This is a genomic window from Streptomyces africanus, from assembly GCF_030816955.1.
In the GTDB taxonomy this organism is placed as follows: Bacteria; Actinomycetota; Actinomycetes; order Streptomycetales; family Streptomycetaceae; genus Streptomyces; species Streptomyces africanus.
Window position 1 is genome coordinate 8,702,574 of the sequence record NZ_JAUSYP010000001.1, and the last position, 21,678, is coordinate 8,724,251.

Here is a 21,678-nt window from a genome sequence, read left to right on the forward strand (position 1 = left end):
CTCCCCGTCCTCACGAAGGCCCCTGGCCAGTCTGCGCCGGACACGCCGGTTCGGCGCGCGGGTCGGTGCACGGGTGACTAGCGTGAGGAAACGGACTAACCACCCATTCGGAAGGGCCGCAGTCATGGCCGTGCAACCTGAAGGAACCCCGTGCTGGGCCGACGCGATGTTCAGCGACCTCGAAGGGGCCAAGAGCTTCTACGGCGACGTCCTCGGCTGGACCTTCGCCGAGGCGATGGCGGAGTTCGGCAACTACACCCAGGCCTATGCGAACGGCAAGGCGGTCGCCGCCGTCGTCCCGCCCGTGCCCGGCCAGGAGGGCCAGTCGCAGTGGTGCCTGTACTTCGCGGCCCAGGACGCCGCAGCGACGGCCGCCCGGATCCGTGACAACGGCGGCGAGGTGCTGATGGAGCCGATGCAGGTCGGCGACTTCGGCACGATGTGCCTGGCCCGTGACCCCGGCGGTGTCGTCTTCGGCGTCTGGCAGGCGGGCACCCACGAGGGATTCGACACGACGGCCGAACCGGGCGCCTACACCTGGGCGGAGGTCTTCACCCGCGAGCCCGAGAAGTCCGACGCGTTCTTCCCCGCCGTCTTCTCCTACCGGCAGAAGGAGATGGCGGACGAGGCGATGGACTTCCGGATCTACGACCTCGGCGACCGCAGCGTGCTGGGCCGGATGAAGATGACGGACGACTTCCCGCCCGAGATGCCGCCGTACATCAACGTCTACTTCGCCGTCGAGGACTGCGACGACACCGTCGCCAAGGCCACCAAGCTCGGCGGCGTCCTGCGGTTCGGTCCCATGGACACCCCGTTCGGCAGGTTCGCGGCCCTCAGCGACCCGCAGGGCGCCAACTTCTCGGTCATCGACATCACCAGGACCGAGGGCGACATGCCGAAGACGACCGACGTGAGCTGAGACCTCCGGCCGGACCGCCCAGGCGGCCATGGCATGATCGAGCCCATGCGTGAACGTGTTGTGGCCGCGTGCGACGGGGCTTCGAAGGGAAATCCCGGGCCCGCGGGCTGGGCCTGGGTCGTCGCCGACGCTTCCGAGAGCCCGGTGCGCTGGGAGGCCGGGCCGCTCGGCAGGGCCACCAACAACGTCGCGGAACTCACCGCGCTGGAGCGCCTGCTGGCGGCGACCGACCCGGACGTGCCGCTCGAGATCCGGATGGACTCGCAGTACGCGATGAAGGCCGTCACCACCTGGCTGCCCGGGTGGAAGCGCAACGGCTGGAAGACGTCCGGCGGGAAGCCGGTCGCCAACCAGGACCTCGTCGTGCGCATCGACGAGCTGCTGGACGGCCGCTCGGTGGAGTTCCGCTACGTGCCCGCCCACCAGGTCGACGGCGACCGGCTCAACGACTTCGCCGACCGTGCCGCCAGCCAGGCCGCCACCGTCCAGGAGCCCGCGGGCAGCGGCCTCGGCTCCCCCGAGCCGCCGCCCGCCCCTGACGCCCCGGCCAAGGCCCCGCGGTCCCGTCCGCGCGGCGGCGCGACCCGCACCGGGAAGGCGTCCGCCGCGAAGGGCTCCTCGCGCACGATCAAGGCGAAGTTCCCCGGCCGCTGCCAGTGCGGCCGTTCCTACGCGGCCGGTGAGTCCATCGCCAAGAACGACAGCGGCTGGGGCCACCCGGAGTGCCGCGCGGGAGCGACCGTCTGATCAGGCGTCGAACGTGTAGTGCGCCGTGTGGTCCAGCAGATCCGCCGGGCTCGTGTCGTGCCATGGCCGCATCGTCTCGCGCAGGTCGATGACGTTCGGCGTCCCAGCGGCCGGCAGATAGCCGGAGCCGGCGTGCCGCCGCTGCCACTCGGCCCACAGCTTGTCGATGAACGCGTGGTGCAGCCAGAACACCGGGTCGTTGGGGGAGACCCCGGTGGCCATCTGGCCGCCGACCCAGACGTGGACCCGGTTGTGCAGATTGACGCCCCGCCACCCTTCGAGGTGATTGCGGAAACCGTCCGAGGCGCTGTTCCAGGGCGCCATGTCGTACGTGGGTATCGACAGCACCGACTCGACCTCGGCCGGCGTCGGCAACTGGCGTCCCCCGGAGCCGAGGGAGCGCCGCAGGAACGTCCGGCCGTCGACCCGCACGGTGATCGGCCAGTTCCCCGAGGACGCGGAGAACGGCCCGTCCGTGACCCGGCCGTCCCGCTCGCGCCCCGTGCCGCCGAGGAAGTCGGGCGCCCAGAGCGAGGCCCGCGGCGAACGGTCGACGCTCCAGTCCCAGTACGGCAGGGCCACCGACGGATCCATCGACTGCAGCGCCCGCTCGAACTCCAGGAGGAATCTCCGGTGCCAGGGCAGGAAGGACGGTGAGCGGTGCCCCGTCCGCTCGCCGTCGTCGGTGTCGGAGACGATGAACGCGTTGTGCGTCGTGACGAACTCGTCGTAGCGGCCGCTGCGCTTCAGCTCCAGGAGCGCGGCGACGAAACGCCGCTTCTCGTCGGCGGTCAGGGCGGACTGGTTCTTGCGGACGGTCATGTGCGGGTGCTCCAGAGGCCTTTCGGGGCGGGTCAGTTGGCGGGGAAGGGCAGCAGTGGCGCGCCCTGGAGCTCGTCCACCGCGGCGCGGGCGGCGGCGCGCGGGGTGGGTACCGGGTCGTAGTGGCTGACGACGCTGATCCAGGTGCCGTCGGCGTTGCGCATCACGTGCAGTTCCACACCGTCGACGAACACCGCGTACCCCGCGCCGTGATGGTGGTGACCGGTCGCGGCGGCCGGCCGGCCCTGTATCCGGCGGCCCTTGTAGACCTCGTCGAAGGTCTCGGGGGAGTCGTGGTGCCCGGCGGCGGCAGCGGCCGGTGCGAGGGCCGGCAGGGCACCGGCCGTGCCGGCGAGGACGGCCGCGGCGGTGAGAGCGCGGCGACGGCTGAGTTCCGGCATGCGGACCTCCTGGGATGGTTCGGCTGTTGGCCCCGCATGCCTACCGGCCCGTCCGGTACCGGGAGAAATCCGCGCGAGCCGGTTGGCTGCGATCCGGGCAATTCCCCTTATGTCGTGCAAGGTTGAACGAAGATGATCTTGTCGCGAGGGAGGGATGCGCGGGCTCGGAAGGGGAGATTCCGTCCGTGAGGCGTGCTGTGACGGCTGTTTCTCCCTGTGCGCTCCGCTGCTCGTGGTGCGCGTCACGCCGCGAAGATGGCGCGATTCGGTGGTCCGGTGCCCCGGCGGGAGCCCCGGGGTGGACCTGACCTCCCGCCTTAGGTGAATGGCAATTCACCGGCTAAGGTGAATTGCCATTCACCCGCCGCCTCGCCAGGCGCTGCCCGCTGGAGTGCCGATGGACCGGACCGCTGCGATACGCAACCGGCTCACCGTCCCGGTGCTCGCGTTCGGCGGCATCCTGATGGCCGTCATGCAGACCGTCGTCGTCCCGCTGCTGCCCGACCTGCCCCGGCTGACCGGCGCCTCGGCGGGCACGGTCTCCTGGATGGTCACGGCCACCCTGCTGTCCGGCGCCGTCCTCACCCCGGTCCTGGGCCGGGCCGGCGACATGTACGGCAAGCGGCGGGTGCTCATGTCCGCGCTCGCACTGATGACCGCCGGTTCCGTCCTCTGCGCCCTGTCCTCCGACATCGGGGTGCTCATCGCCGCCCGCACCCTGTCCGGAGCCGCCGCCGCGGTCGTCCCGCTGTCCATCAGCATCCTGCGGGACGAACTGCCCGCGGAGCGCCGGGGGTCGGCCGTGGCGCTGATGAGCTCCACCGTCGGCATCGGCGCCGCGCTCGGCCTGCCACTGGCCGCGGTGATCGTGCAGTACGCCGACTGGCACACCATGTTCTGGGTGACCAGCGCCCTCGGCGCCACGGGCGTGACCCTGGTGTGGTGGGCGGTGCGCGAGTCGCCCGTGCGGGAGCCCGGCCGGTTCGACGTACCGGGCGCGCTGGGACTGGCCGCCGGGCTGGTGTGCCTGCTGCTCGGGGTGTCCCAGGGCGGGCAGTGGGGCTGGGGCAGCGTGCGCGTCGTGGTCCTGTTCGCGGGTGCCGCCGTCGTGCTCGCCCTGTGGTGGTGGCAGCAACTGCGGGCCGGACAGCCGCTCGTGGACCTGCGGCTGGTCGCCCGGCCCCGGGTCGGGCTGTCCCATGTGGCGGCCCTGCTCGCCGGGTTCGCGTTCTACGCCAACACCCTGGTCACCGCCCAGCTGGTGCAGACGCCGAAGGCCACCGGGTACGGGCTCGGGCTGTCCATCGTCGCCACCGGCCTGTGCCTGCTGCCCAGCGGTGTCGTCATGCTGCTGCTGTCGCCCGTCTCCGCCCGGATCTCCGCCGCGCGCGGGCCGCGCGTCACGCTCGCCCTCGGAGCGGCGGTCATCGCCGCCGGGTACGCGGTCCGCATCGCCGACAGCCGCGACCTCTGGATGATCATCGCCGGGGCCACGGTCGTCGCCACCGGGACCACCCTGGCCTACTCGGCGCTGCCCACACTCATCCTGCGTGCCGTGCCGGCCGGGCAGACCGCCTCCGCCAACGGCGTCAACGTCCTGATGCGGACGATCGGCCAGGCCGGCTCCAGCGCTGCCGTGGCCGCCGTCCTGGTGCACCACACCGGCCTGGTCGGCGGCGTGCCGGTGCCCACCCTGCACGGCTATCTGCTGGCGTTCGCGATGGCCGGCGCGGTCGCCCTCGTGGCCACGGCGGTGGCGCTGTGCATCCCCGGCGACGCCGCGCAGGACGTCCCGGACGGGCCGGGACCGGCCGCGGACCGCACCCGGGGCGCGCGCGACCAGGCGATGGAGGGAGCATGAGTGCCGTGAGCACTCCACCCGTCACACCCACGCCGGCGCGCAGGGACGCCGAGGCGACCAAGGCGGCCATCCTGAAGGCGGCCCGCTATCTGCTGGCCCGGCACGCGCACGCCGACATCACGCTCAAGGCGGTCGCCGACCGCGCAGGGGTGAGCCCGCCGCTGATCCTGAAGTACTTCGGCAACAAGGACACGCTGTTCGCCCGGGTCATGTCCTTCGAGACCGACGCCGCCGCCCTGCTGGCCGCGCCCGTCGAGGAACTCGGCCCGCACATGGTCCGGCACGTCCTGCTCAGCCAGACCCGGCAGGGCGCCGACCCGCTGCTGCGGATCGTGTTCGCGCCCCTGCACGGCGAGCAGGGCGACATCCTGCGCGCCAACTTCCGCACCCAGGTGACCGACCTGCTCACCGCCCGCCTCTCCGGCCCCGACGCCGGCCTGCGCGCCGAACTGGCCGTCGCGGCCCTGCTCGGCCTGGGCGTGATGTACGGCATCGCCCGCGGCACCGAGGTACGGGCGAGCACCGTGGACGCCCTGGTGGAACGCTACGCACCCGCCGTGCAGGCGCACCTCACGCCTTAGCGCCCTGGCCGAACAGCCGGTCCAGGAAGGCGTTGCCGTACACGTGGTGCGGGTCCAGCCGGTCCAGCACCGCGTCCGCCTCGGCCCACTCGGCCGTGCCGACCGCGGCCGGCACCACCGTGCCCAGCACCTCCTCGTCGTCCCACACCCCGTCGTCCGTGTACGCCCACCCCTTGGACCACTCCACCCGGGTCAGCGCGGACCCGCCGTCGTACGCGCGCAGCAGGAACCGCTCGATCTCGCGAAGGAACGCCTCCGCGTCCGGCGTGCCCGGCAGCGTCAGGATGTCCAGCCACACGGCCGTGTCCCACTCGGGGTGGTCCGTGCGTGGCCGCAGCGCCGACAGCAGCGGCGCGCGGGCCCCGGCCACCCCGCAGTCGCCGGGGTCGTCCAGTCCGGTCACCCGGATCTCCACCGATCCGTTGACGGGGAAGCTGCCCCGGGCCGCGTACGCCGTCAGCCGCTCCCGGTAGCACCCGGCGAACTCGGAGACGACCTTCTGCACCTGGGCCCTGGACGTGAGCACGGCGTAGCCGTTCGCGTGTACCCGCAGCGTGGTCGGCTTCAGATACAGCAGGGTGTTCTTGGACGGTCCCCAGATGTCGCCGGAGCGCGTCGCCACCAGCCCGAGGGCGGCCGCGTCGTACTGCGCGGTGCCGAGCAGCGGCGCCAGATACCAGGCCGCCTCCGACGTCATCCGGCCGACCAGCTCCGCCACCGGGGCCGGGACGGTGTCGGAGAACGGGTAGTTGTACGGCCGCCTCACGTGCCGTGAGGTCAGCGGCCGGGTGGGGGAGACGCTCCACACCTTCAGCCAGGGGTGCTCGGTGAAGGCGAACCAGATCGCCTCGACCCGCCCGGCCTCCTCCAGGAAGCTCGCGAACGTGCGGTGCCCGTTCCCGGAGCCGGGCGCGGCGAACAGTTCGCCGGCCGGGATGTCCGTCCGGCTCACGCACCGCAGAGCGGTGTTCGCGCCCACCCGCAGCACCACCTCGGTCACCAGGGACCGCCCGAGATGGGTCAGCAGGGCGGCGCAGTCCGCCTCGTCACGGTGGAACGTGCGCAGCGCGTACGCGCCGGCCCGGGAGTCCCACACCACGGCCGTCAGGGACAGGATCAGGTTGCTCAGCGAGCCGTAGGTGTGCCCCGGCGGGCGCCGCTCGTCCCGTGCGGGAACTGCGGTGCCGTGCGCGTCGATCGCCAGGGCGCCACCCAGGGTGAGGACTCCGGGAGCGGGCGTCGCCGTGACACCGAGGCCGTGCTCCTCCAGGAAGGTGAGCAGATCCTCCATGGTCACGCCGGTCCCGGCGCGTACGGCGGTCGGCGAGTCCAGGGCGAGGCCGGTCAGGTGGGGCGCGGTGTCGACGAGGAGGACGGGTGCGCCGGACGGCGTCCCCTCCGTCACCGTCAGGGGCGACCAGCCGTGCGAGGCGCCCCGGGCGCGCACCCGCCACCCGTGCCGCCAGGCCCAGTTGACGACGTCGACCACCTGGCCGGGGCTTCCCGGCGCACAGGCCCACAGGCCGTCGGCGGTGATCTCGCCCACCCAGTTCCGGTACGCCGAGCGGTACAGAGCGACGTCCGCCGGGAAGTCCGGCACCTCCGTCGCGGCGACGGCCGGGTCCGCCGGCAGGCCCGGCACGGCGGCCAGCGCGGCAGCGGTGAGGAGGAAACCCCGGCGCGACCAACGCGCCTCACCCGACGGAAGGTTGTTCACTGCACCAGTTGTCACATCGAGCCACGCTAGGGGCCCGTTGACACGTGACATATCCCTGTCGACTCTATTCACTCGTGTGAGTGAATCGGGCCGGGACGGCGGCCGGAGCGAGATGTTCCGCGCGCGGCCGTGACGGATGACAGACTGACGCCCATGGACGAGCGCACATTCGACAGGTCGGGCCAGCACGCCTCCGTCATCGGTCTCGGTACGTGGCAGCTGGGCGCCGACTGGGGAGACGTCGACGACAAGGAAGCCCTCGCGGTGCTGGAGGCGGCGGCCGAGGCCGGGGTGACCTTCTTCGACACCGCCGACGTGTACGGCGACGGGCGCAGCGAGCAGACCATCGCCGCGTTCCTCAGCGGCAGGCCGGACCTGCACGTCCTGGTCGCCACCAAGATGGGCCGCCGGGTCGACCAGATCCCCGGGAACTACGTGCTCGACAACTTCCGCGCCTGGAACGACCGCTCCCGGCGCAACCTCGGCGTCGACCGTATCGACCTGGTGCAGCTGCACTGCCCGCCCACGCCCGTCTACTCCACGGACGAGGTGTTCGACGCCCTCGACACCCTCGTCGAGGAGGAGAGGATCGCCGCGTACGGCGTCAGCGTCGAGACCTGTGCGGAGGCGCTGACCGCGATCGCCCGGCCGAACGTGGCCAGCGTGCAGATCATCCTCAACCCGTTCCGCATGAAGCCCCTGCGCGAGGTGCTCCCGGCCGCGCGCGAGGCGGGCGTCGGCATCATCGCCCGCGTGCCCCTGGCCTCCGGCCTGCTGTCGGGCAAGTACACCCGGGACACGGTCTTCCCGGAGAACGACCACCGCACCTACAACCGGCACGGCGATTCCTTCGACGTGGGCGAGACCTTCTCCGGCGTCGACTACGTCACCGGTGTCGAGGCCGCCGCGGAGTTCGCCGCGCTCGCTCCGGAGGGGTACACCCCGGCCCAGCTGGCCCTGCGGTGGATCATCGACCAGCCCGGTGTCACGACCGTGATCCCCGGCGCCCGCTCACCCGAGCAGGCCCGCGCCAACGCGGACGCCGCCCGCCTGCCGGAGCTGTCCGGCGAGACGCGGGCGGCCATCCGCGACCTCTACGACCGGCGGATCAAGGGCCAGGTCGAAGCCCGCTGGTGAGGCGCGCCCTCAGGGCACCAGGAGCAGCTGCCTCTCCTGCTCCTGGTCACCGGAGGCGGCACCGTCGTCGCGGGACGTGAAGGCCCGGGTGAGCGTGTCGCTCGCCCGCCGCACCGCCTCCGGGGTGCCCTGCACCGTGACGGTCACCGGGGCGGACAGACGCTCGGCGCCGGCCCTGGCGCTCCCGGCCGGAGACGCGTCCCCGCCGCCGTCGAAGGTCGCCATGTGCACCGTCGCGTTCTCGTCGGCGGGCAGCTCGTCCGGCGCCCCGAACGTGCCTTCCAGGGCCCGGACGACCGCTCGTGCGTCGTCGGCACCCCCGCCGCTGAGCGTGACGGTGAGCTGCGTACCGGACATGCGTCCACGACCTCCTCGGGCTGTGCGTCAGTCGCCGTCCGTGTAACCGTCCGCTGATCGCTCAAACCGCCGTGCGGGCCGGGACGACGGCCGCTTACGGGGAACCCGCGTGAGACAAGCACCCACGTCTCACACCGGGGAGGCACAGTGGCGGACACGGCAGACGGCGCGCCCAGGCGCCGGGGGCGCAACGAGACGGAGGAGGAGAGAGCGGACCGGATGTGGCAGGAGCTCATCCAGGAGGTCCGCGTGGCCCAGATGGGCGTGCAGATTCTGTTCGGCTTTCTGCTCACCGTGGTGTTCACCGACAAGTACGACGACCTGACCGACACGGACCAGCTGATCTACCTCGTGACGGTCGTCCTCGGCGCGTGCGCGACCGGGGCGCTCATCGGGCCGGTCTCCCTCCACCGCCTCGTCTCCGGGCGGCGCGTCAAGCCCCAGGCGGTGCGGCTGGCCTCCCGGCTGACCCTGCTCGGCCTCGTGCTGCTGCTCGCCACGACGACCGCCTCACTGCTGCTGATCCTGCGCGTGGCGACGCACGACGGCTTCGTGCCCTACCTCGTCGCCGGCGTGGTCGGCTGGTACCTGCTGTGCTGGTTCGCCCTGCCTCTGTGGACCCGGCGCCGCCACACGTCGAAGTGAGGGCCTGCGGTGGTGCCCGCGCCCGACCGCGGACAGCACCGCAGGTTCAGTTCGTCAGCGGGGAACCCCGGATCAGCCCCCGGCGATGACGTCCGCCAGGAAGTCGTCGACGCGGACCTCCTCGCGGCCCGGCGGGACCATCTCGTGGGTCTCCCGCAGGAACGCCGCGAACGCCGGGGCCCACGCGAATACCACCGCGTGGTGCCGGCCGCCGTCGGGACGGGCGTCACCGAGGAACTCCAGGCGCAGTTCCTGCCACATGCCGTGCGACTCGGGGCGCATCCGCACGTCCCCCACCCCGACCGGACGCCGCAGCCCCTCGCCGAGCATCTCCCGGTCCAGCTGCCAGCGGGCGAGGACACGGCCGTCGTGGCTGAAGACGACGGTGACGGCGAAGGGGTCCGCGGCGTCGTAGCTCAGGTGGGCGAGCACGGAGAAACGGTCCGTGTCACCCGCCTGGAGCTGCACCACCAGGGTCTTGTGCACGAAGGAGTTCACGAGAGGGCCTCCGGGAGGAACCAACCGACGTAGAGCCCTCTAGTACCCCCCATACGCACAAGATGCTCAGCCCTCCGGGTGATTCCCCCGGGCCCCGCGCAGGGACTCGATGCACACGGCCACGGCCCGCTGGAGTTCCTCCAGACGCTGGACCATGTCGTCCTCGTAGAACTCCCCGGCGTCGGCGTCGTCGAAGGTCAGTTCCTCGAACACCTTGGTGGCCTTCTGGAGGCTGCTGTAGAACTTCGTGCGCCGCTCCTGCACCCGCAGCCCCGGGTCGGTCTCGACGACCTCGACGACCAGGGACTTCATGGTGCCGTACGCCTCGGCGGCCCACTCGCCGGCGTCCTCGCCCTCGTCCAGCTCGTCGATGAGGGACAGGTGCCGTTCGGCCTCCTGGCGGAGCTCGACCGGCGCGTCCAGGGTCTGCCCCGCGGGTGTCTTGATCTGGCCCGACTCGGCGATCTGGCGCACGTATCCGATCCGGTCGGCCGCCCTGCTCTCGCCGGCGACGGCCTTCTTCAGCTCGTCGGTGCGCACGACGTCACGGGCCAGCTCCGACTGGAGTTCCGGGTCCTCCCGGACCCGGTCCAGCAGGGCCTGGCGGGCCGCGCGGGCGGTAGCGGGGTCGGCGAGGATCGCGGCGCGCAGAGCGGTGGGGTTCTCCGCGACCTCCAGCGCCTTCGTGGGCCGGATGCCCTCCGCCTGGGCGGCCTCGGCGATGGCGGTGCCGCGCTCGGACGTGGCGCCGGAGCGGGAGACGTAGTAGCTCAGCCACACGTCGGCGTCCGGCAGTTCCACCTCCTGACCCGGCGTCAGCGCCTCGAAGTGCGGGACCAGCCCGTCGTCGGCCGCCCGGTCCCACGCCTTGTAGTAGCGCATGACCCGCTCCGGGGAGCACCCGGCGAGCTCCGCGAACTCCTTCGCCGACACCTTCGGCGTCTCGTCCGGGCCCTGCCCGCCGGGCCGCACGCTGCGCGCCACCTTCAGCCCGAAGGCCCACCCTCCGGTCCGGGCGTACGCCCCGAACTCCCGCGCGTCCCGCGCGATCGGCTCGCTGACGGGTGCCGGGGATGCTTCGGGCGGGGTGATCGCTAGGGTCACGGACGACTCTCCTGAATAGGCTGGCCGGTTGAGTATGTGCAGGTCGGCAGCCTATACGTGTCCATGGCCCGGGCCGGCCCGAGAGGGGGAGGACCTCAGCCGAACGCGTCGCGCAGGGCGGGCAGCAGGGTCTTCTCCGACCAGTCCAGGTACGCCGGCTGCGACTCGCCGCCGATCTGGACCAGGGCGACCTCCGTGAAACCGGCCTCGGCGTACGGACGCACGGCCTCTACGAACGCGTCCGGGTCGTCACCGCACGGGATCGAGTCGGCGACGTCGTCGGGCGTGACGAACTGGGTCGCCGCCTCGAAGGAATCCGGGTGCGGCAGCTCCGAGTTGACCTTCCAGCCGCTGCCGAACCAGCGGAACTGGGAGTGCGCCCGCTTGATCGCCGTGTCCCGGTCGGGGTCGTAGCAGACCGGCAGCTGGCCCACACGGGGCTTGCCCTCGCCGCCGTGCCGGTCGAACGCCTCCAACAGCCCCGCCTTGGGCTCCGTGGCGATCACCAGATCAGCCAGCCGGCCCGCGAGCTCGCACGACTGCTCCCCGGAGACGGCGATGCCGATGGGCGGTGCCGTCTCCGGCAGGTCCCACAGCCGGGCCGACTCCACGTCGAAGTGCGTGCCGCGGTGGTTGACGTGACCGCCCTTGAAGAGGGCGCGGATGATCTCCACGGCCTCCTCGAACATCTCGTGCCGTACGTCGACGGACGGCCAGCCGCCGCCCACCACGTGCTCGTTGAGGTTCTCGCCGGAGCCGAGCCCCAGCCGGAACCGCCCCTCGGACAGCAACTGGACCGTCGCCGCCTTCTGCGCCACCACCGCCGGGTGGTAGCGGAACGTCGGGCACGTCACGTACGTCATCAGCGGGATACGTGACGTGGCCTGAGCGGCCGCGCCGAGCACCGCCCAGGCGTAGGGCGAGTGACCCTGTGAGCGCAGCCACGGGAAGTAGTGGTCGGAGGTCACCGAGAAGTCAAAGCCCGCCTCCTCGGCCCGCACCACATGGTCGACGAGCTCGCGGGGGCCGGCCTGCTCGGTCATCATCGTGTATCCGATTTGCACCATAACCGCCGGGTCCCCTGACAGCAGGCGTGAAAACTGCTCGATCAAGGTCCGCCGGCGGGGCAGGATGCCCTCATGAGTGCCTTCTCTCTGCCTGCGGACAGCCCCGCCGCCCAGGGCGTCGACGCGTCCGGTGTCCACGCCTTCCTCGACGGCCTCGAAGCGCATCCGGAGATCGAGCCGCACAGCCTGATGATCATGAGGCACGGCAGGCTGGTCGCCTCCGGCTGGTGGGCGCCGTACACCCCCGACCGCCCCCACCTGCTGTACTCGCTCAGCAAGAGCTTCACCGGGACCGCCGCCGCCCTGGCCGAGGCCGAGGGCCTGCTCGACTTCGACGCGCTGGTGATCTCCTACTTCCCGGAGCTGGATGCCGAGATCACCGACCCGCGCAGCCGGGCCATGCTCGTCCGGCACGTGGCGTCCATGTCGAGCGGCCACGAGCGGGAGACCGTCGATGAGGTCTACGCGCTGGACAAGCAGGAGCCCGTGCGCGGGTTCCTGCTGCTGCCGCCGGACCGCGACCCCGGCACCGTCTTCGCCTACAACCAGCCCGCCACCTACACCCTCGCCGCGATCGTCCAGCGGGTGACCGGGCAGCCGCTCACCTCCTATCTGCGGCCCCGGCTGCTGGATCCGCTGGGCATCGGCGAGGTGTTCTGGCAGCGGGACCGCGCCGGCCGCGAGATCGGCTACAGCGGTCTGCACGCCACCACCGACGCCGTCGCCCGGCTCGGCGAGCTGTACCTGCGCGACGGAGTCTGGGAGGGCGAGCGGCTGCTGCCCGAAGGATGGGTGGCCCGGGCCACGCGCCGGCACATACCCACCGCCGGAGCCATGGGAGACGAGGACCGGCAGGACTGGGACCGGGGTTACGGATACCAGTTCTGGATCTCCCGCCACGGCTATCGGGGCGACGGCGCCTACGGCCAGTTCTGCCTGGTGCTGCCCGAGCAGGACGCGGTGATCGCGATGACCGCGGCGACCGAACGGATGCAGGACGTCCTGAACCTGGTCTGGCAGCACCTGCTGCCCGCCTTCGGCCCCGAGCCGCTGACCGGCCGGGAGAGCGCCGACAAGGCCCTGCGGGAGCGCCTCGCCGGGCTCGCGCTCCCGCCCGCCCCGGGCAGGCCGGCACCGCCGGAACGGGCGGAGGATTGGGAAGCCGCCGAGTTCGAGTTCTCCAAGGGGGACGGTCCCGCTCTGTCGGCCGGGCTCGTATCGGACGCGGACGGCTGGACGCTCCGGCTCACCGAGGGCGAGCACCGGCTGGACCTGCGGATCGGAGCGGAGGGCTGGACGGTGGCGGAGAAGCCGCTCCCGACAGCGGTGAGCGGCGGCTGGACGGACTCCGGCACGCTGGCCGTGGAGGTGGCCTTCCTGGAGACCCCGCACCGTCTGGCGCTGACGTGCTCCCTCGCCGACCGCACGCTCGCCGCGAGCTGGCGCACGCAGCCTCTCGGCCCCGGCCGGCTCACCTCCCTGCGCGCCCCGCGCGGCTCAGTCTGAGCCCGGCCGGAACGTCTTCAGGAAGGTCCGCAGCGCCTCCTGGTTCGCCTTGGCGTCCCAGTCGGCGTCCGGGGTCGTCCAGCGCAGCGAGAAGCTCCGGCCCCCGCCCAGCAGGAGACCCCGGCCGAAGGTGTGCACCCGCGTGCCGTCGGCGTCCACCGTCCACTCCATGTCGGCGGCCTCGCGTCCCTGGTACGTCGTCGCGCGGATCTCGCCGATCCGCCGGTAGTCGCCGGACCGCTCCAGGTTGGGTTCGACTTCGTCGCGCCACACGGCCACGGGGTCCGGGCCCACGCCCTCGCTGTAGGTGACGGCCAGCGTGCGGTCGTCACCGTCGGCACCGAAGGTCACGCGGTACCGCAGATCGCCCTGGCGGTCGGTGTCCAGCCGCTCCCAGCCCTCCGGGAGCGCGACGGAGAAGCCCTCCGGCGCGCGGTAGGTGTGGAAACCGGCCGGCAGGGCCGTGGCCGGGGCGGACGGCGTCGGAGTGGGTGTGGGGGTGGGCGTGCGGCCGGGGGACGACGGAGAGGGTGTGGGGGAGGGGGAGCCGGTCCGGCTGGGCGGCCCTGAGGGGTCGGGGCCGCTGCCGCCGGTGCCCTCGCCCGGCGAGGCGGCGGAGACCGGTGGCCGGGCCGGGGAGTCCGCCGCGTCACTGCCCGTGTCGCTGCCGGGCAGCCCCTGGGTCGCGGCGAGCACGGCCGCCGCGACGGTGACCACGGCCAGGGCGGTCCCCGCGACCATGGTCCGTCTGCTCCACGCCGGGCCGCCCGGCCGCATCGCGGCGTACGCGCCGCGCAGCCGCGGCACGGGCACCGACGCCATGGCCGCCTCCGGGTCCTCGCTGAGCGCGCGGGTCAGCGCCTCCCGGACCACCGGGCGGGTCAGGCGCTCCCGGGCGTCCTTGCGGAGCAGCCCCTGGACGACCTGGGTGAGCGGCCCGGCGCGCACCGGCGTGCGCAGCGGCAGCCGGTCCACGCCCTTCAGGGTGTTCTCCGGCCGGCCCCGGTCCCGGAAGGGCGGGCGGCCCTCGACCATCGTGTAGAGGATCGCGCCGAGCGCCCACAGATCGGCCGCCGGCCCGATGCGCTCGTCGCGGGCCTGTTCCGGGGAGGCGAACGCGGGTGCCGTGAGCCGGGGCGCGAGGGTGGCGCCGACCAGGCCGTAGCCGGTGACGACGACCGAATGGTCCTCGCGTACGAACACCTGGCCGGGGCTGAGCTCGCCGTGCGTGATGCCCTCGGCGTGCGCGGCGTCCAGCACGTCGAGCAGCTCCAGACCGATACGGGCGGCCCGCACGTAGTTGAACGTGCCCTGCTCCGAGAGGAGTTCACCGAGCGGGGTGCCGTCGATCCACTCGTTGACGGTCCACAGGGTGCCGGCCTCCTCGGCGGCGTCGACGACGCCGGCGATCCGGCCGGGGCACAGCAGCGCCATGCGTTCGGACGTGCGCAGCAGGCGGCCGGCGGCCCGTCGCTCGGTCTCGTACGCGTCGTCCGGAAGCCCGATCTGTGTGACGAGACACGGACGGGAGACCTCACCGGCACCGAGGTCCTCGGCGTACCAGCAGATGCGGTTGGTCTCGCGCTGGATGATCTCGAGCAGCCGGTACCGGCCGCCGACCAACTGGTGTGTGGAGACGTGCGCCCTGCCCATGGCCATCCCTCGCTGGAAACCTGGCTCTCACCTTTTCCAGAAGTACGGGGGATGGGCCGTGCTGCGTTCAACTGGATCGCAACTCCGCGTCCATTCTTGTCTTTTATTCAAAAGAGGGGATCAAGCGTGCGAGAGGAAACGGTCTTTCGCGGGCTCGGGAGCGGCTCACCTCGGCCGCTCGGGGGTCGCCCGGGGGTCGCCGGGGGTGGCGCCGCGGGTGCGGAGAATTGGCCCCCGCGCCCCGCGGATTCCCGAATCCCCGGCCGGCCTGCTGGTAACCGACGGTAAATACCAAGGTGTCCAACGGCTGAACTCGACACCCCTCCGATGAATTCGGCGACGGATTATCCGGGGGCGGTCGGCTCAGACGTCGCGCCGTACCAGGAAGCCGAGCAGGGACCGCAGTTCACCGCGGGCCCTCGCCTCCAGCGGCACCCCGGCGAGCGCCCTCTCGACGGCGGTGACGTGGTGCCGGGCCTCCGCCATGGCCGCCGCCCGGCCGCCCGCCCGCTCGATCAGCTCCGCCGCCGCACCGGGATCGTCGCCCGTCTCCAGGAGCGCGGCGAGCCGGCCGCCGTGCGGGGAGCCGAGCGCGACAAGCACCGGGAGGGTCTTCTTCCCCTCTCGCAGATCACCGTGGACGGGTTTCCCGGTGACCTGGGGGTCGCCCCAGATGCCCAGCACGTCGTCGACGATCTGGAAGGCGATCCCGAGGTGCCGGCCGGCCCGGTCGAGCGCGGCGGCCGTCTCGGGGGCGGCGCCGCCCAGCACGGCGCCCAGCGCGACCGCGCAGCCCAGCAGCGAGCCCGTCTTCTGCTCCGCCATGGCCCGGTACTCGTCGGGCCGGACCCGGTGTGGCCCCGTCCAGGGGCGGTCGGCGAACAGCAGGTCGTCCGCCTGCCCGCGCACCAGGTCGCCCAGCGCGACGGACAGCGTCCGCACGGCCGCGGCTCCGCGCGGCTGCGCGGCCAGGGTCTCGACGGCCAGCGCGAACAGGGCGTCGCCCGCGAGGACCGCGGGGCCCGTGCCGTAGGCCTTCCACACGGCCGGGCGACGGCGCCGGTCCGCGTCGCCGTCCATGATGTCGTCGTGCAGCAGGGAGAAGGCGTGCACCAGCTCCACCGCGACGGCCGCGGCCACCCCGTCCCGCCCGGACGCACCGGCCGCCTCGGCGCCGAGCACGGCGAGCGCCTGCCGTACGCCCTTGCCGCCCGGGGCGACGGCCGGGGCACCGCCCACCTCGCACCAGCCGAAGGAGTACGCGGCCATCTCGCCGACCCAGGGGTGCAGCCGGCCGACGGCTTCGGCGAGGGCGGGGCGTACCAGGGTGCGGCAGCGGTGGAGGGTCCGGTGGGGGTCGGCCGGGGGATGGGGGCCGACCGCGTCATGCTGCCGTTCGTCGTACGCGACCGCGTCCTGCCGTGCCGCCTCTACCGCTGTGGAGGACGCCGTCACCGGGTCACCTCCGCCGGCCGCGCCTCGACGGCCCCGGCATCCGGTATACCGAGTTCGTCATACGCGCGCGCCACCATCTTGCGGGCGTGCTGGAGGCCGATCCGCTCCAGCGTGCCGGCGAGCTCCGCCAGTTCGGCCGCCGTCTCGGCGTGGTCGCGGCCGAGCCGGGCCAGGGACTTGGCGAGGCCCAGCCGGGACAGCGCCTCCCCACGGGGCTCGCTCATCTCGCGGAACTCCGCCAGGGCCTGCTCGTACAGGGCGCGCGCCTCGGCGTAACGCCCGGCCCGGTACAGGACGTTGCCGCGCATCTTGTGGTTGTAGGCCAGCGCGCTGGACAGCCGCATCGCGCGGCACGTCGCCTCCGCCTCGCTCAGCAGCTCCAGCGCCCGCTCGGTGTCCCCGTCACGCACCGACACGACGTCGGCCAGACCGCGCAACGCCCAGGCGTGACCGCGCCGGTCGTCGGCGCGCGCGGCGATCTCGGCGGACTCCTCGAACAGGGCGTACGCGGTGTCGTAGTCCCCGGTGTTGCGGTGCATCTGCGCGATGCCCTCCAGCGCCCACACCGTGTGCCGCGCCTCCCCGCGCCGCCGGGCCTCGGCGAGCAGTTGCTCGTGCAGCCGGCCGACGGCCTCGTAGTCGCCCTGGATGCGGCCGGTCTCCGCCAGGCCCGCCAGCGAGTAGCCGCGTACGACGATGTCCCCGCCCCGTTCGCCCAGGTCCGCCGCGAGCTGGAGCAGCCGGCGGGCCAGCCGGAACGCCCCGCGCTGCCGGGCCAGCGTGCCGCCGCTCCACAGCGCCCAGGCCATCGCCGCCACGTCCGAGGCCTGACGGGCGGCCCGGTAACTCGCCTTCCACGCCCGGTCCGCGTCCTCGACCCTTCCCAGCCGGCGGTGCGCCTCGGCCACCGCGAGTCCGGAACGCGCCGCCTCCCCGGGCTTCCCGGCGCGCTCGGCCGCCCTCAACTGCTCGGTGCCGGCGGCCAGGACGTCGGTCAGTGAGGAGTTGACGGACAGGGTGGTGAGCGCGCCCTGGTACTCCGGGGCGAATGCCTTGCCGTACATCGATGCCTTTCGATCCGTATACGCACCATGTATACACAGAGCGTATACATGGCATGTATAGAAGGGTGGAAGCCTGCCCTGGCCACGAGGGCCAGGGCATCACCTGTTGTGGATCAAGACGTCGGCCGCACGGACGGGGTTGCCTGTGAGGCGCAGATCACCCTAGGCCCTGTCGCCACATTCCCGTCTGCCTCGCGACGCCATGCACGCTCCCCCACTGCCTTAAGGGCGTGGGACGTGCCCCCACTCGCCGCACCGGGCGAAAGCCCAAGTACGTCCAGAGCACGCGCCTGACGCCGCGAGGCCGCCCTCCGGGCGACGACGGGAATGTGACGACAGGACCTAGGGGACCTCAGTGCTGGCCGGTCTTCTGCGGAGTCGCCTCGCTCGGCCGTACGACGACGTGTCCCTCGCCCCGGAGCACCAGTTGCACGGCCTCGCCGGAGCCGCCGCGCAGCATCGAGCCGATGGACTGTGAGCGGTGCAGCGAGGTCTGCAGACCCGCCGTCCAGCCGACGATCGCGTCGGTGTCGACGTACACCGGATACTGCGGCGAGACCGGGATGACCAGCGGATTGCCCTCGCAGACCAGCCCCAGTCCGCCGTGGCCGGTGAAGACGCTGTTGAACAGGCCGCCGCCGGTGATGCCGGCGCCCTTCACGGTCGCGATGCGGTAGGACAACGTGGCGTCGAAGCACAGGACGTTGCGGCCGTTGACCGTGAACTCGTCGCCGGGTTCGACCTCGACGATGAAGCAGTTCTGCGCTTCATGGGCGAACCAGGCCTCACCCTCTCCCCGCACCACCATCAGCGGCAGTCCCTCCCCGGTGACCGCGCGCTTGAGCATGCCGCCCACGCCCTGGCCCTTGCGCTCGAACCGGAGACTGCCGCGGTAGGCGATCATCGCGCCCTGCCGGGCGAGCATCTCGCCGTTCACCGTGTAGCGGAGGCACTTGGCGTTCTCGACCGTCATGCCCGGTGCGACGGCCGGCTGTGCCATGTGCCTGCTGGAAAAGAGGTCACCCTTCATAGGCGCATCCTCACCCGGAGCGTTCCCCTCCGCCAAGATCGGGGCGGGTGACGGGCAGGGCGCACAGTGGCACGGGGTCAGCCGCCGAAGAGCTGCGTCCAGTACGTGCCCGCGCGGCCGCCGCCCGCGAAGCCGACGCCGAGGTGCGTGAAGCCGGGCTTGAGGATGTTGGCCCGGTGGCCGGGGCTGTTCATCCAGCCCTCCACGACCTCGGCGGGGGAGCGCTGGCCGCAGGCTATGTTCTCGCCGATGGACCGCCGCGTGGAGCCCGCGGCGGCGGCCCGGTCCCAGGGCCGGCTGCCGCCGGGCGCGGTGTGCGAGTAGAAGTCGCGGGCCACCATGTCCGCGCTGTGCGCCTGGGCGGCGGCGGTGAGCAGGGGATCAGCGGCCAGGGGCGGGAGTCCCGCCCGGGCGCGCTCCCGGTTGGTGAGGTCGGTGACGGCCGCCGCCGCGCCGGCCAGCCCGTCCGGTGTGAGGGGCCTGGCCCAGAGCGCGGTCCAGTAGGTGTCGCCGGTGGGTCCGTCGTGGACATGGGCCACTCCGGTATGGGTGAACGCCGGGTCGTGCAGCGTACGGCGGGGCCCGTCCGTGCGCAGGCAGTACGCGACGAACTCGGCGGTGGTGCGCGGCCCGGACACCAGGTGCTCGCCCACGGTGAGATACGCGTACCCGGCGCCGACGACCCGCTGGTAGACGGACACGCCGTCCCGGCTCTCGACGCCGAGGCGTCCGGACGCGGCCATGGCCACGGCGTGGGCCCGCGCCGCGGACACGAGCCGCGGGTCGAGCGAGACCGGTGGTGAACCGGCGGATACGCGGGCGGAGTCGACCAGCGCGGCGAAGCCGTCCGGGTCGAGGGCGGGCTGCACGGAGGCGGGAGGGCCGGGGGGTCCGCTCCCGGCCGGGCGCCACGCGGCCGGAACAGCCGCTGGCACAGGGGTCGTTGCGCGGGCTGGTCGGTGAGCCCCGCCGTCGAGCGGTCCTGGCCGCGCGCCCGGCCCGCCGGCCGGCACCGGCGCGGGTGTGTCGTCCACGATGTCGACGCCGAAGTCCCGGGCGAGTCCCGCCAGTCCGTCGGCGTACCCCTGGCCCAGGGCGCGCAGCTTCCAGCGGTCGCGCCGGTAGAGCTCCGCGAGCAGCAGGACCGTCTCCTGGCGGGAGCGCGGCGGGGTGAACCGGGCGAGCGGGCGGCCCGCCGCGTCGGTGACGTGCAGCGTGGGGCAGGGCAGGCGGCCGAGGGCGGTTCCGGGCTCGGCGGGGCTGACGGCGACGGTGACCCGGGTGGCGCCCGTCCGCAGCCTCGCCGGGTCCACCGTGAGCGCGTCGCCCCGCAGCGCGGCTCCCGGCGCGGCCGGCTGGTTGTAGAAGACGAAGTCGCCGTCGCCCCGCACCTTTCCGCCGTCGTCCGTGACGAGCGCGGACACGTCGAACGGGCCGGGCACCCGGACCGTCACCGCCCCGTCCGGAAGCGGCAGGTTGCCACCGGGGACCAACTCGTTCATCACGCCCCCCTGCTGTCGTCGTACCGGCCTCCCCGCGGGGACGCCGATGCCCCGACAACGGCCGTGGCGGCGCGCGGGTTCCCACGTCAGCCCCGGCCCACGGCCGCGAAGCCGGCGTCCGCCCGCGGCCACCTCGAAGCCCGGCCGGCATCTTCCGGACCGACACGACCCGGCACCCCCGCACAGAGTCGCAGGCCACACCACTACCGTGTCGTACGCCGGGACGGCACGGAGTGCCCGGCTCGCTCCCGGTGGCTCCGCGACGCCGCGGGAACCCGCCGCCTGACACCGCCCGACCGTGCACACCGGACGAAGGAGCGCCCCACGATGCCCCGCACCGCACGCCCCCGTGGCCGCACCGCCCCGGCCGCTCTCTGCTTGTGCCTGGCACTGGGCTGCGGTTCCGGCGGGACACCCCAGGGGGACGAGCCGTCCCCGCCGGCCGGTGCCCCGAGGGGGACCGGGGACGACGTGGTCACCTGGGCGTCCTCCGCCGGCCGCGTCGGCGCGGCGGTCGACGGCCGTGGCTACCGGCTGGTCGTGCACACCAGCGTCGGAGGCACCGGCCTGCGGGTACGGCTGTCCAACGCCTTCGGGAACCAGCCGGTGACGTTCGGCACCGTCCACGCCGGTCTCCAGCGCCACGGAGCCGCACTCGTCCCCGGCAGCAACCGGCGCCTGACCTTCGGCGGCGCCCGCTCCGTCACGGTCCCGGCCGGCGGCATCGTCTACAGCGACCCGCTGCCCGTCCGCATCCCCGCCGCGAGCGATCTCGCCGTCAGCCTCTACGTGCCCCGGGCGGGCGGAGTGCTCACCGGGCACTGGCTGGCGATGCAGACGTCGTACACCACCGACGGCGACCACACCGCGGAGGAGAGCGGCGCCCACTGGGCACAGCGGACCGGCTCCTGGTTCTACCTCGACGCCGTCACCGTGCGGCCCCGGCCCGCGGCGGGCGCCGTGGCCGCCCTCGGCGACTCGATCACCGACGGCTGGCACTCCACGACCGGCCTCAACCGCCGCTGGCCGGACTACCTCGCCCGCCGGCTGCGCGCGTCCCCCGCGTCGAGCGTCGAGGGAGTGGCCAACGCGGGCATCGCCGGCAACAAGGTCCTCACCGCCGGCCCCGGACAGAGCGCGCTGAACCGCCTGTCGCGGGACGTGCTCCCACTGCCGGGCCTGCGCACGGTGTTCCTGTTCCAGGGCGTCAACGACATCAAGGCCGAGCCCGGCGCCACGGCCGACCAGCTCATCGCCGGATACCGCAGGCTGGCCGACCGGGTGCACGCGGCCGGGAAGTGTGTCGTCGCCGCCACCATCGCTCCCTACAAGGGCTGGCCGGAATGGGACCCCGCCGGGGAAGCGGTGCGCCGGAAGGTCAACACCTTCCTCCGCACCAGCGGCGAGTTCGACGCGGTCACCGACTTCGACCGCGTCCTGCGCAGCGCCCACGACCCCGAGCGGATCCTCCCCGCCTTCGACGGCGGTGACCATCTGCACCCCAACGACAAGGGGATGCGGGCGATGGCCGACGCCGTCGACCTGGAGAGCCTCGACTGCGCGAGCCGGTAGCCGGGTCAGGGATACGCAGCGGCCGGTACCGAAGCCC

The 21,678-nt window shown here is 73.0% G+C and carries 20 protein-coding genes; 8 read left to right on the plus strand and 12 right to left on the minus strand.

All coding sequences use genetic code 11. The annotated features are described in order from the left end of the window. Positions 1-124: 124 nt before the first annotated feature. Both QF034_RS39585 and QF034_RS39590 read left to right on the plus strand, forming a co-directional pair. The gene (locus QF034_RS39585; RefSeq protein ID WP_307179469.1) at positions 125-922 is read left to right on the plus strand and encodes a VOC family protein; all 798 of its coding nucleotides are present in this window, start codon (positions 125-127) and stop codon (positions 920-922) included. Positions 923-955: 33 nt separating this feature from the next. After that, complete coding sequence (locus tag QF034_RS39590; RefSeq protein ID WP_307179470.1) at positions 956-1,669, plus strand: ribonuclease H family protein; 714 nt, start codon at positions 956-958, stop codon at positions 1,667-1,669. Here QF034_RS39590 and melC2 read toward each other — a convergent pair whose 3' ends face one another. Continuing rightward, complete coding sequence (melC2, locus tag QF034_RS39595; protein WP_307179471.1) at positions 1,670-2,491, minus strand: tyrosinase MelC2; 822 nt, start codon at positions 2,489-2,491, stop codon at positions 1,670-1,672. A gap of 32 nt (positions 2,492-2,523) precedes the next feature. Continuing rightward, positions 2,524-2,892 (minus strand): apotyrosinase chaperone MelC1, encoded by a 369-nt coding sequence (melC1, locus tag QF034_RS39600; protein WP_307179472.1) that lies wholly within the window; start codon positions 2,890-2,892, stop codon positions 2,524-2,526. Positions 2,893-3,289: 397 nt separating this feature from the next. Here melC1 and QF034_RS39605 point away from each other — a divergent pair, with 397 nt between their 5' ends. Both QF034_RS39605 and QF034_RS39610 read left to right on the plus strand, forming a co-directional pair. Further along, positions 3,290-4,753: an MFS transporter gene (locus QF034_RS39605; protein WP_307179473.1), complete on the plus strand. Its 1,464-nt coding sequence runs from the start codon at positions 3,290-3,292 to the stop codon at positions 4,751-4,753. After that, on the plus strand, positions 4,750-5,334 hold the full coding sequence (locus QF034_RS39610) for a TetR/AcrR family transcriptional regulator (RefSeq protein ID WP_307179474.1): 585 nt from the start codon (positions 4,750-4,752) through the stop codon (positions 5,332-5,334). The genes QF034_RS39605 and QF034_RS39610 overlap by 4 nt, the downstream gene beginning before the upstream one ends. Here the strand turns inward: QF034_RS39610 and QF034_RS39615 are convergent. Beyond that, complete coding sequence (locus tag QF034_RS39615; protein WP_307179475.1) at positions 5,324-7,102, minus strand: cholesterol oxidase substrate-binding domain-containing protein; 1,779 nt, start codon at positions 7,100-7,102, stop codon at positions 5,324-5,326. The genes QF034_RS39610 and QF034_RS39615 overlap by 11 nt on opposite strands. A gap of 102 nt (positions 7,103-7,204) precedes the next feature. Here QF034_RS39615 and QF034_RS39620 point away from each other — a divergent pair, with 102 nt between their 5' ends. After that, positions 7,205-8,188: an aldo/keto reductase gene (locus QF034_RS39620; protein ID WP_307179476.1), complete on the plus strand. Its 984-nt coding sequence runs from the start codon at positions 7,205-7,207 to the stop codon at positions 8,186-8,188. Between the two features lie 9 nt (positions 8,189-8,197). Here QF034_RS39620 and QF034_RS39625 read toward each other — a convergent pair whose 3' ends face one another. Next, entirely contained in the window at positions 8,198-8,545 is a 348-nt protein-coding gene (locus QF034_RS39625; RefSeq protein ID WP_307179477.1) for a hypothetical protein, read from the minus strand. A 219-nt stretch (positions 8,546-8,764) separates the two neighbouring features. Here QF034_RS39625 and QF034_RS39630 point away from each other — a divergent pair, with 219 nt between their 5' ends. Continuing rightward, entirely contained in the window at positions 8,765-9,190 is a 426-nt protein-coding gene (locus QF034_RS39630) for a DUF6328 family protein (RefSeq protein WP_307180091.1), read from the plus strand. A 72-nt stretch (positions 9,191-9,262) separates the two neighbouring features. Here the strand turns inward: QF034_RS39630 and QF034_RS39635 are convergent, their stop codons facing one another. The 3 genes from QF034_RS39635 to QF034_RS39645 form a co-directional block, all read right to left on the minus strand. Continuing rightward, positions 9,263-9,688: an SsgA family sporulation/cell division regulator gene (locus tag QF034_RS39635; protein ID WP_307179478.1), complete on the minus strand. Its 426-nt coding sequence runs from the start codon at positions 9,686-9,688 to the stop codon at positions 9,263-9,265. Between the two features lie 66 nt (positions 9,689-9,754). Further along, positions 9,755-10,792 (minus strand): hypothetical protein, encoded by a 1,038-nt coding sequence (locus QF034_RS39640; protein WP_307179479.1) that lies wholly within the window; start codon positions 10,790-10,792, stop codon positions 9,755-9,757. Positions 10,793-10,887: 95 nt separating this feature from the next. Then, positions 10,888-11,859, minus strand: a complete 972-nt coding sequence (locus QF034_RS39645) for an LLM class F420-dependent oxidoreductase (protein WP_307179480.1) — start codon at positions 11,857-11,859, stop codon at positions 10,888-10,890. Positions 11,860-11,931: 72 nt separating this feature from the next. On the opposite strand from QF034_RS39645, the gene QF034_RS39650 reads away from it, so the two are divergent. Continuing rightward, positions 11,932-13,365 (plus strand): serine hydrolase domain-containing protein, encoded by a 1,434-nt coding sequence (locus QF034_RS39650; protein ID WP_307179481.1) that lies wholly within the window; start codon positions 11,932-11,934, stop codon positions 13,363-13,365. On the opposite strand, the gene QF034_RS39655 is transcribed toward QF034_RS39650, so the two are convergent. The 5 genes from QF034_RS39655 to QF034_RS39675 all read right to left on the minus strand — a co-directional run bounded on the left by QF034_RS39655 (position 13,357) and on the right by QF034_RS39675 (position 20,069). Then, positions 13,357-15,018, minus strand: coding sequence for a serine/threonine protein kinase (locus QF034_RS39655; protein WP_307179482.1), 1,662 nt, complete (start codon positions 15,016-15,018; stop codon positions 13,357-13,359). The genes QF034_RS39650 and QF034_RS39655 overlap by 9 nt on opposite strands. Positions 15,019-15,381: 363 nt before the next feature. Beyond that, a complete protein-coding gene (locus tag QF034_RS39660; protein ID WP_307179483.1) occupies positions 15,382-16,473 on the minus strand; it encodes a polyprenyl synthetase family protein in 1,092 nt (363 codons plus the stop codon). Continuing rightward, positions 16,470-17,537 carry a tetratricopeptide repeat protein gene (locus QF034_RS39665; RefSeq protein WP_307179484.1) on the minus strand — a complete coding sequence of 356 codons (1,068 nt, stop codon included), beginning with the start codon at positions 17,535-17,537 and terminating at the stop codon, positions 16,470-16,472. Before QF034_RS39665 ends, QF034_RS39660 begins: the two co-directional genes overlap by 4 nt. A gap of 352 nt (positions 17,538-17,889) precedes the next feature. Beyond that, the gene (locus QF034_RS39670; RefSeq protein WP_307179485.1) at positions 17,890-18,567 is read right to left on the minus strand and encodes an AIM24 family protein; all 678 of its coding nucleotides are present in this window, start codon (positions 18,565-18,567) and stop codon (positions 17,890-17,892) included. Positions 18,568-18,644: 77 nt separating this feature from the next. Continuing rightward, positions 18,645-20,069: a CAP domain-containing protein gene (locus QF034_RS39675; protein ID WP_307179486.1), complete on the minus strand. Its 1,425-nt coding sequence runs from the start codon at positions 20,067-20,069 to the stop codon at positions 18,645-18,647. A 327-nt stretch (positions 20,070-20,396) separates the two neighbouring features. Between QF034_RS39675 and QF034_RS39680 the strand changes: the two genes are divergently transcribed. Continuing rightward, on the plus strand, positions 20,397-21,641 hold the full coding sequence (locus QF034_RS39680) for an SGNH/GDSL hydrolase family protein (RefSeq protein ID WP_307179487.1): 1,245 nt from the start codon (positions 20,397-20,399) through the stop codon (positions 21,639-21,641). Positions 21,642-21,678 lie beyond the last annotated feature (37 nt).

What these genes read in the sequence shown, in the direction of transcription:
- QF034_RS39585 (WP_307179469.1), top strand. Translation starts at nt 125, where the DNA reads ATGGCCGTGCAACCTGAAGGAACCCCGTGCTGGGCCGACGCGATGTTC.
- QF034_RS39590 (WP_307179470.1), top strand. Translation starts at nt 956, where the DNA reads ATGATCGAGCCCATGCGTGAACGTGTTGTGGCCGCGTGCGACGGGGCT.
- melC2 (WP_307179471.1), bottom strand. Translation starts at nt 2,491, where the DNA reads ATGACCGTCCGCAAGAACCAGTCCGCCCTGACCGCCGACGAGAAGCGG.
- melC1 (WP_307179472.1), bottom strand. Translation starts at nt 2,892, where the DNA reads ATGCCGGAACTCAGCCGTCGCCGCGCTCTCACCGCCGCGGCCGTCCTC.
- QF034_RS39605 (WP_307179473.1), top strand. Translation starts at nt 3,290, where the DNA reads ATGGACCGGACCGCTGCGATACGCAACCGGCTCACCGTCCCGGTGCTC.
- QF034_RS39610 (WP_307179474.1), top strand. Translation starts at nt 4,750, where the DNA reads ATGAGTGCCGTGAGCACTCCACCCGTCACACCCACGCCGGCGCGCAGG.
- QF034_RS39615 (WP_307179475.1), bottom strand. Translation starts at nt 7,102, where the DNA reads ATGTCACGTGTCAACGGGCCCCTAGCGTGGCTCGATGTGACAACTGGT.
- QF034_RS39620 (WP_307179476.1), top strand. Translation starts at nt 7,205, where the DNA reads ATGGACGAGCGCACATTCGACAGGTCGGGCCAGCACGCCTCCGTCATC.
- QF034_RS39625 (WP_307179477.1), bottom strand. Translation starts at nt 8,545, where the DNA reads ATGTCCGGTACGCAGCTCACCGTCACGCTCAGCGGCGGGGGTGCCGAC.
- QF034_RS39630 (WP_307180091.1), top strand. Translation starts at nt 8,765, where the DNA reads ATGTGGCAGGAGCTCATCCAGGAGGTCCGCGTGGCCCAGATGGGCGTG.
- QF034_RS39645 (WP_307179480.1), bottom strand. Translation starts at nt 11,859, where the DNA reads ATGGTGCAAATCGGATACACGATGATGACCGAGCAGGCCGGCCCCCGC.
- QF034_RS39650 (WP_307179481.1), top strand. Translation starts at nt 11,932, where the DNA reads ATGAGTGCCTTCTCTCTGCCTGCGGACAGCCCCGCCGCCCAGGGCGTC.
- QF034_RS39655 (WP_307179482.1), bottom strand. Translation starts at nt 15,018, where the DNA reads ATGGGCAGGGCGCACGTCTCCACACACCAGTTGGTCGGCGGCCGGTAC.
- QF034_RS39665 (WP_307179484.1), bottom strand. Translation starts at nt 17,537, where the DNA reads ATGTACGGCAAGGCATTCGCCCCGGAGTACCAGGGCGCGCTCACCACC.
- QF034_RS39670 (WP_307179485.1), bottom strand. Translation starts at nt 18,567, where the DNA reads ATGAAGGGTGACCTCTTTTCCAGCAGGCACATGGCACAGCCGGCCGTC.
- QF034_RS39675 (WP_307179486.1), bottom strand. Translation starts at nt 20,069, where the DNA reads ATGAACGAGTTGGTCCCCGGTGGCAACCTGCCGCTTCCGGACGGGGCG.
- QF034_RS39680 (WP_307179487.1), top strand. Translation starts at nt 20,397, where the DNA reads ATGCCCCGCACCGCACGCCCCCGTGGCCGCACCGCCCCGGCCGCTCTC.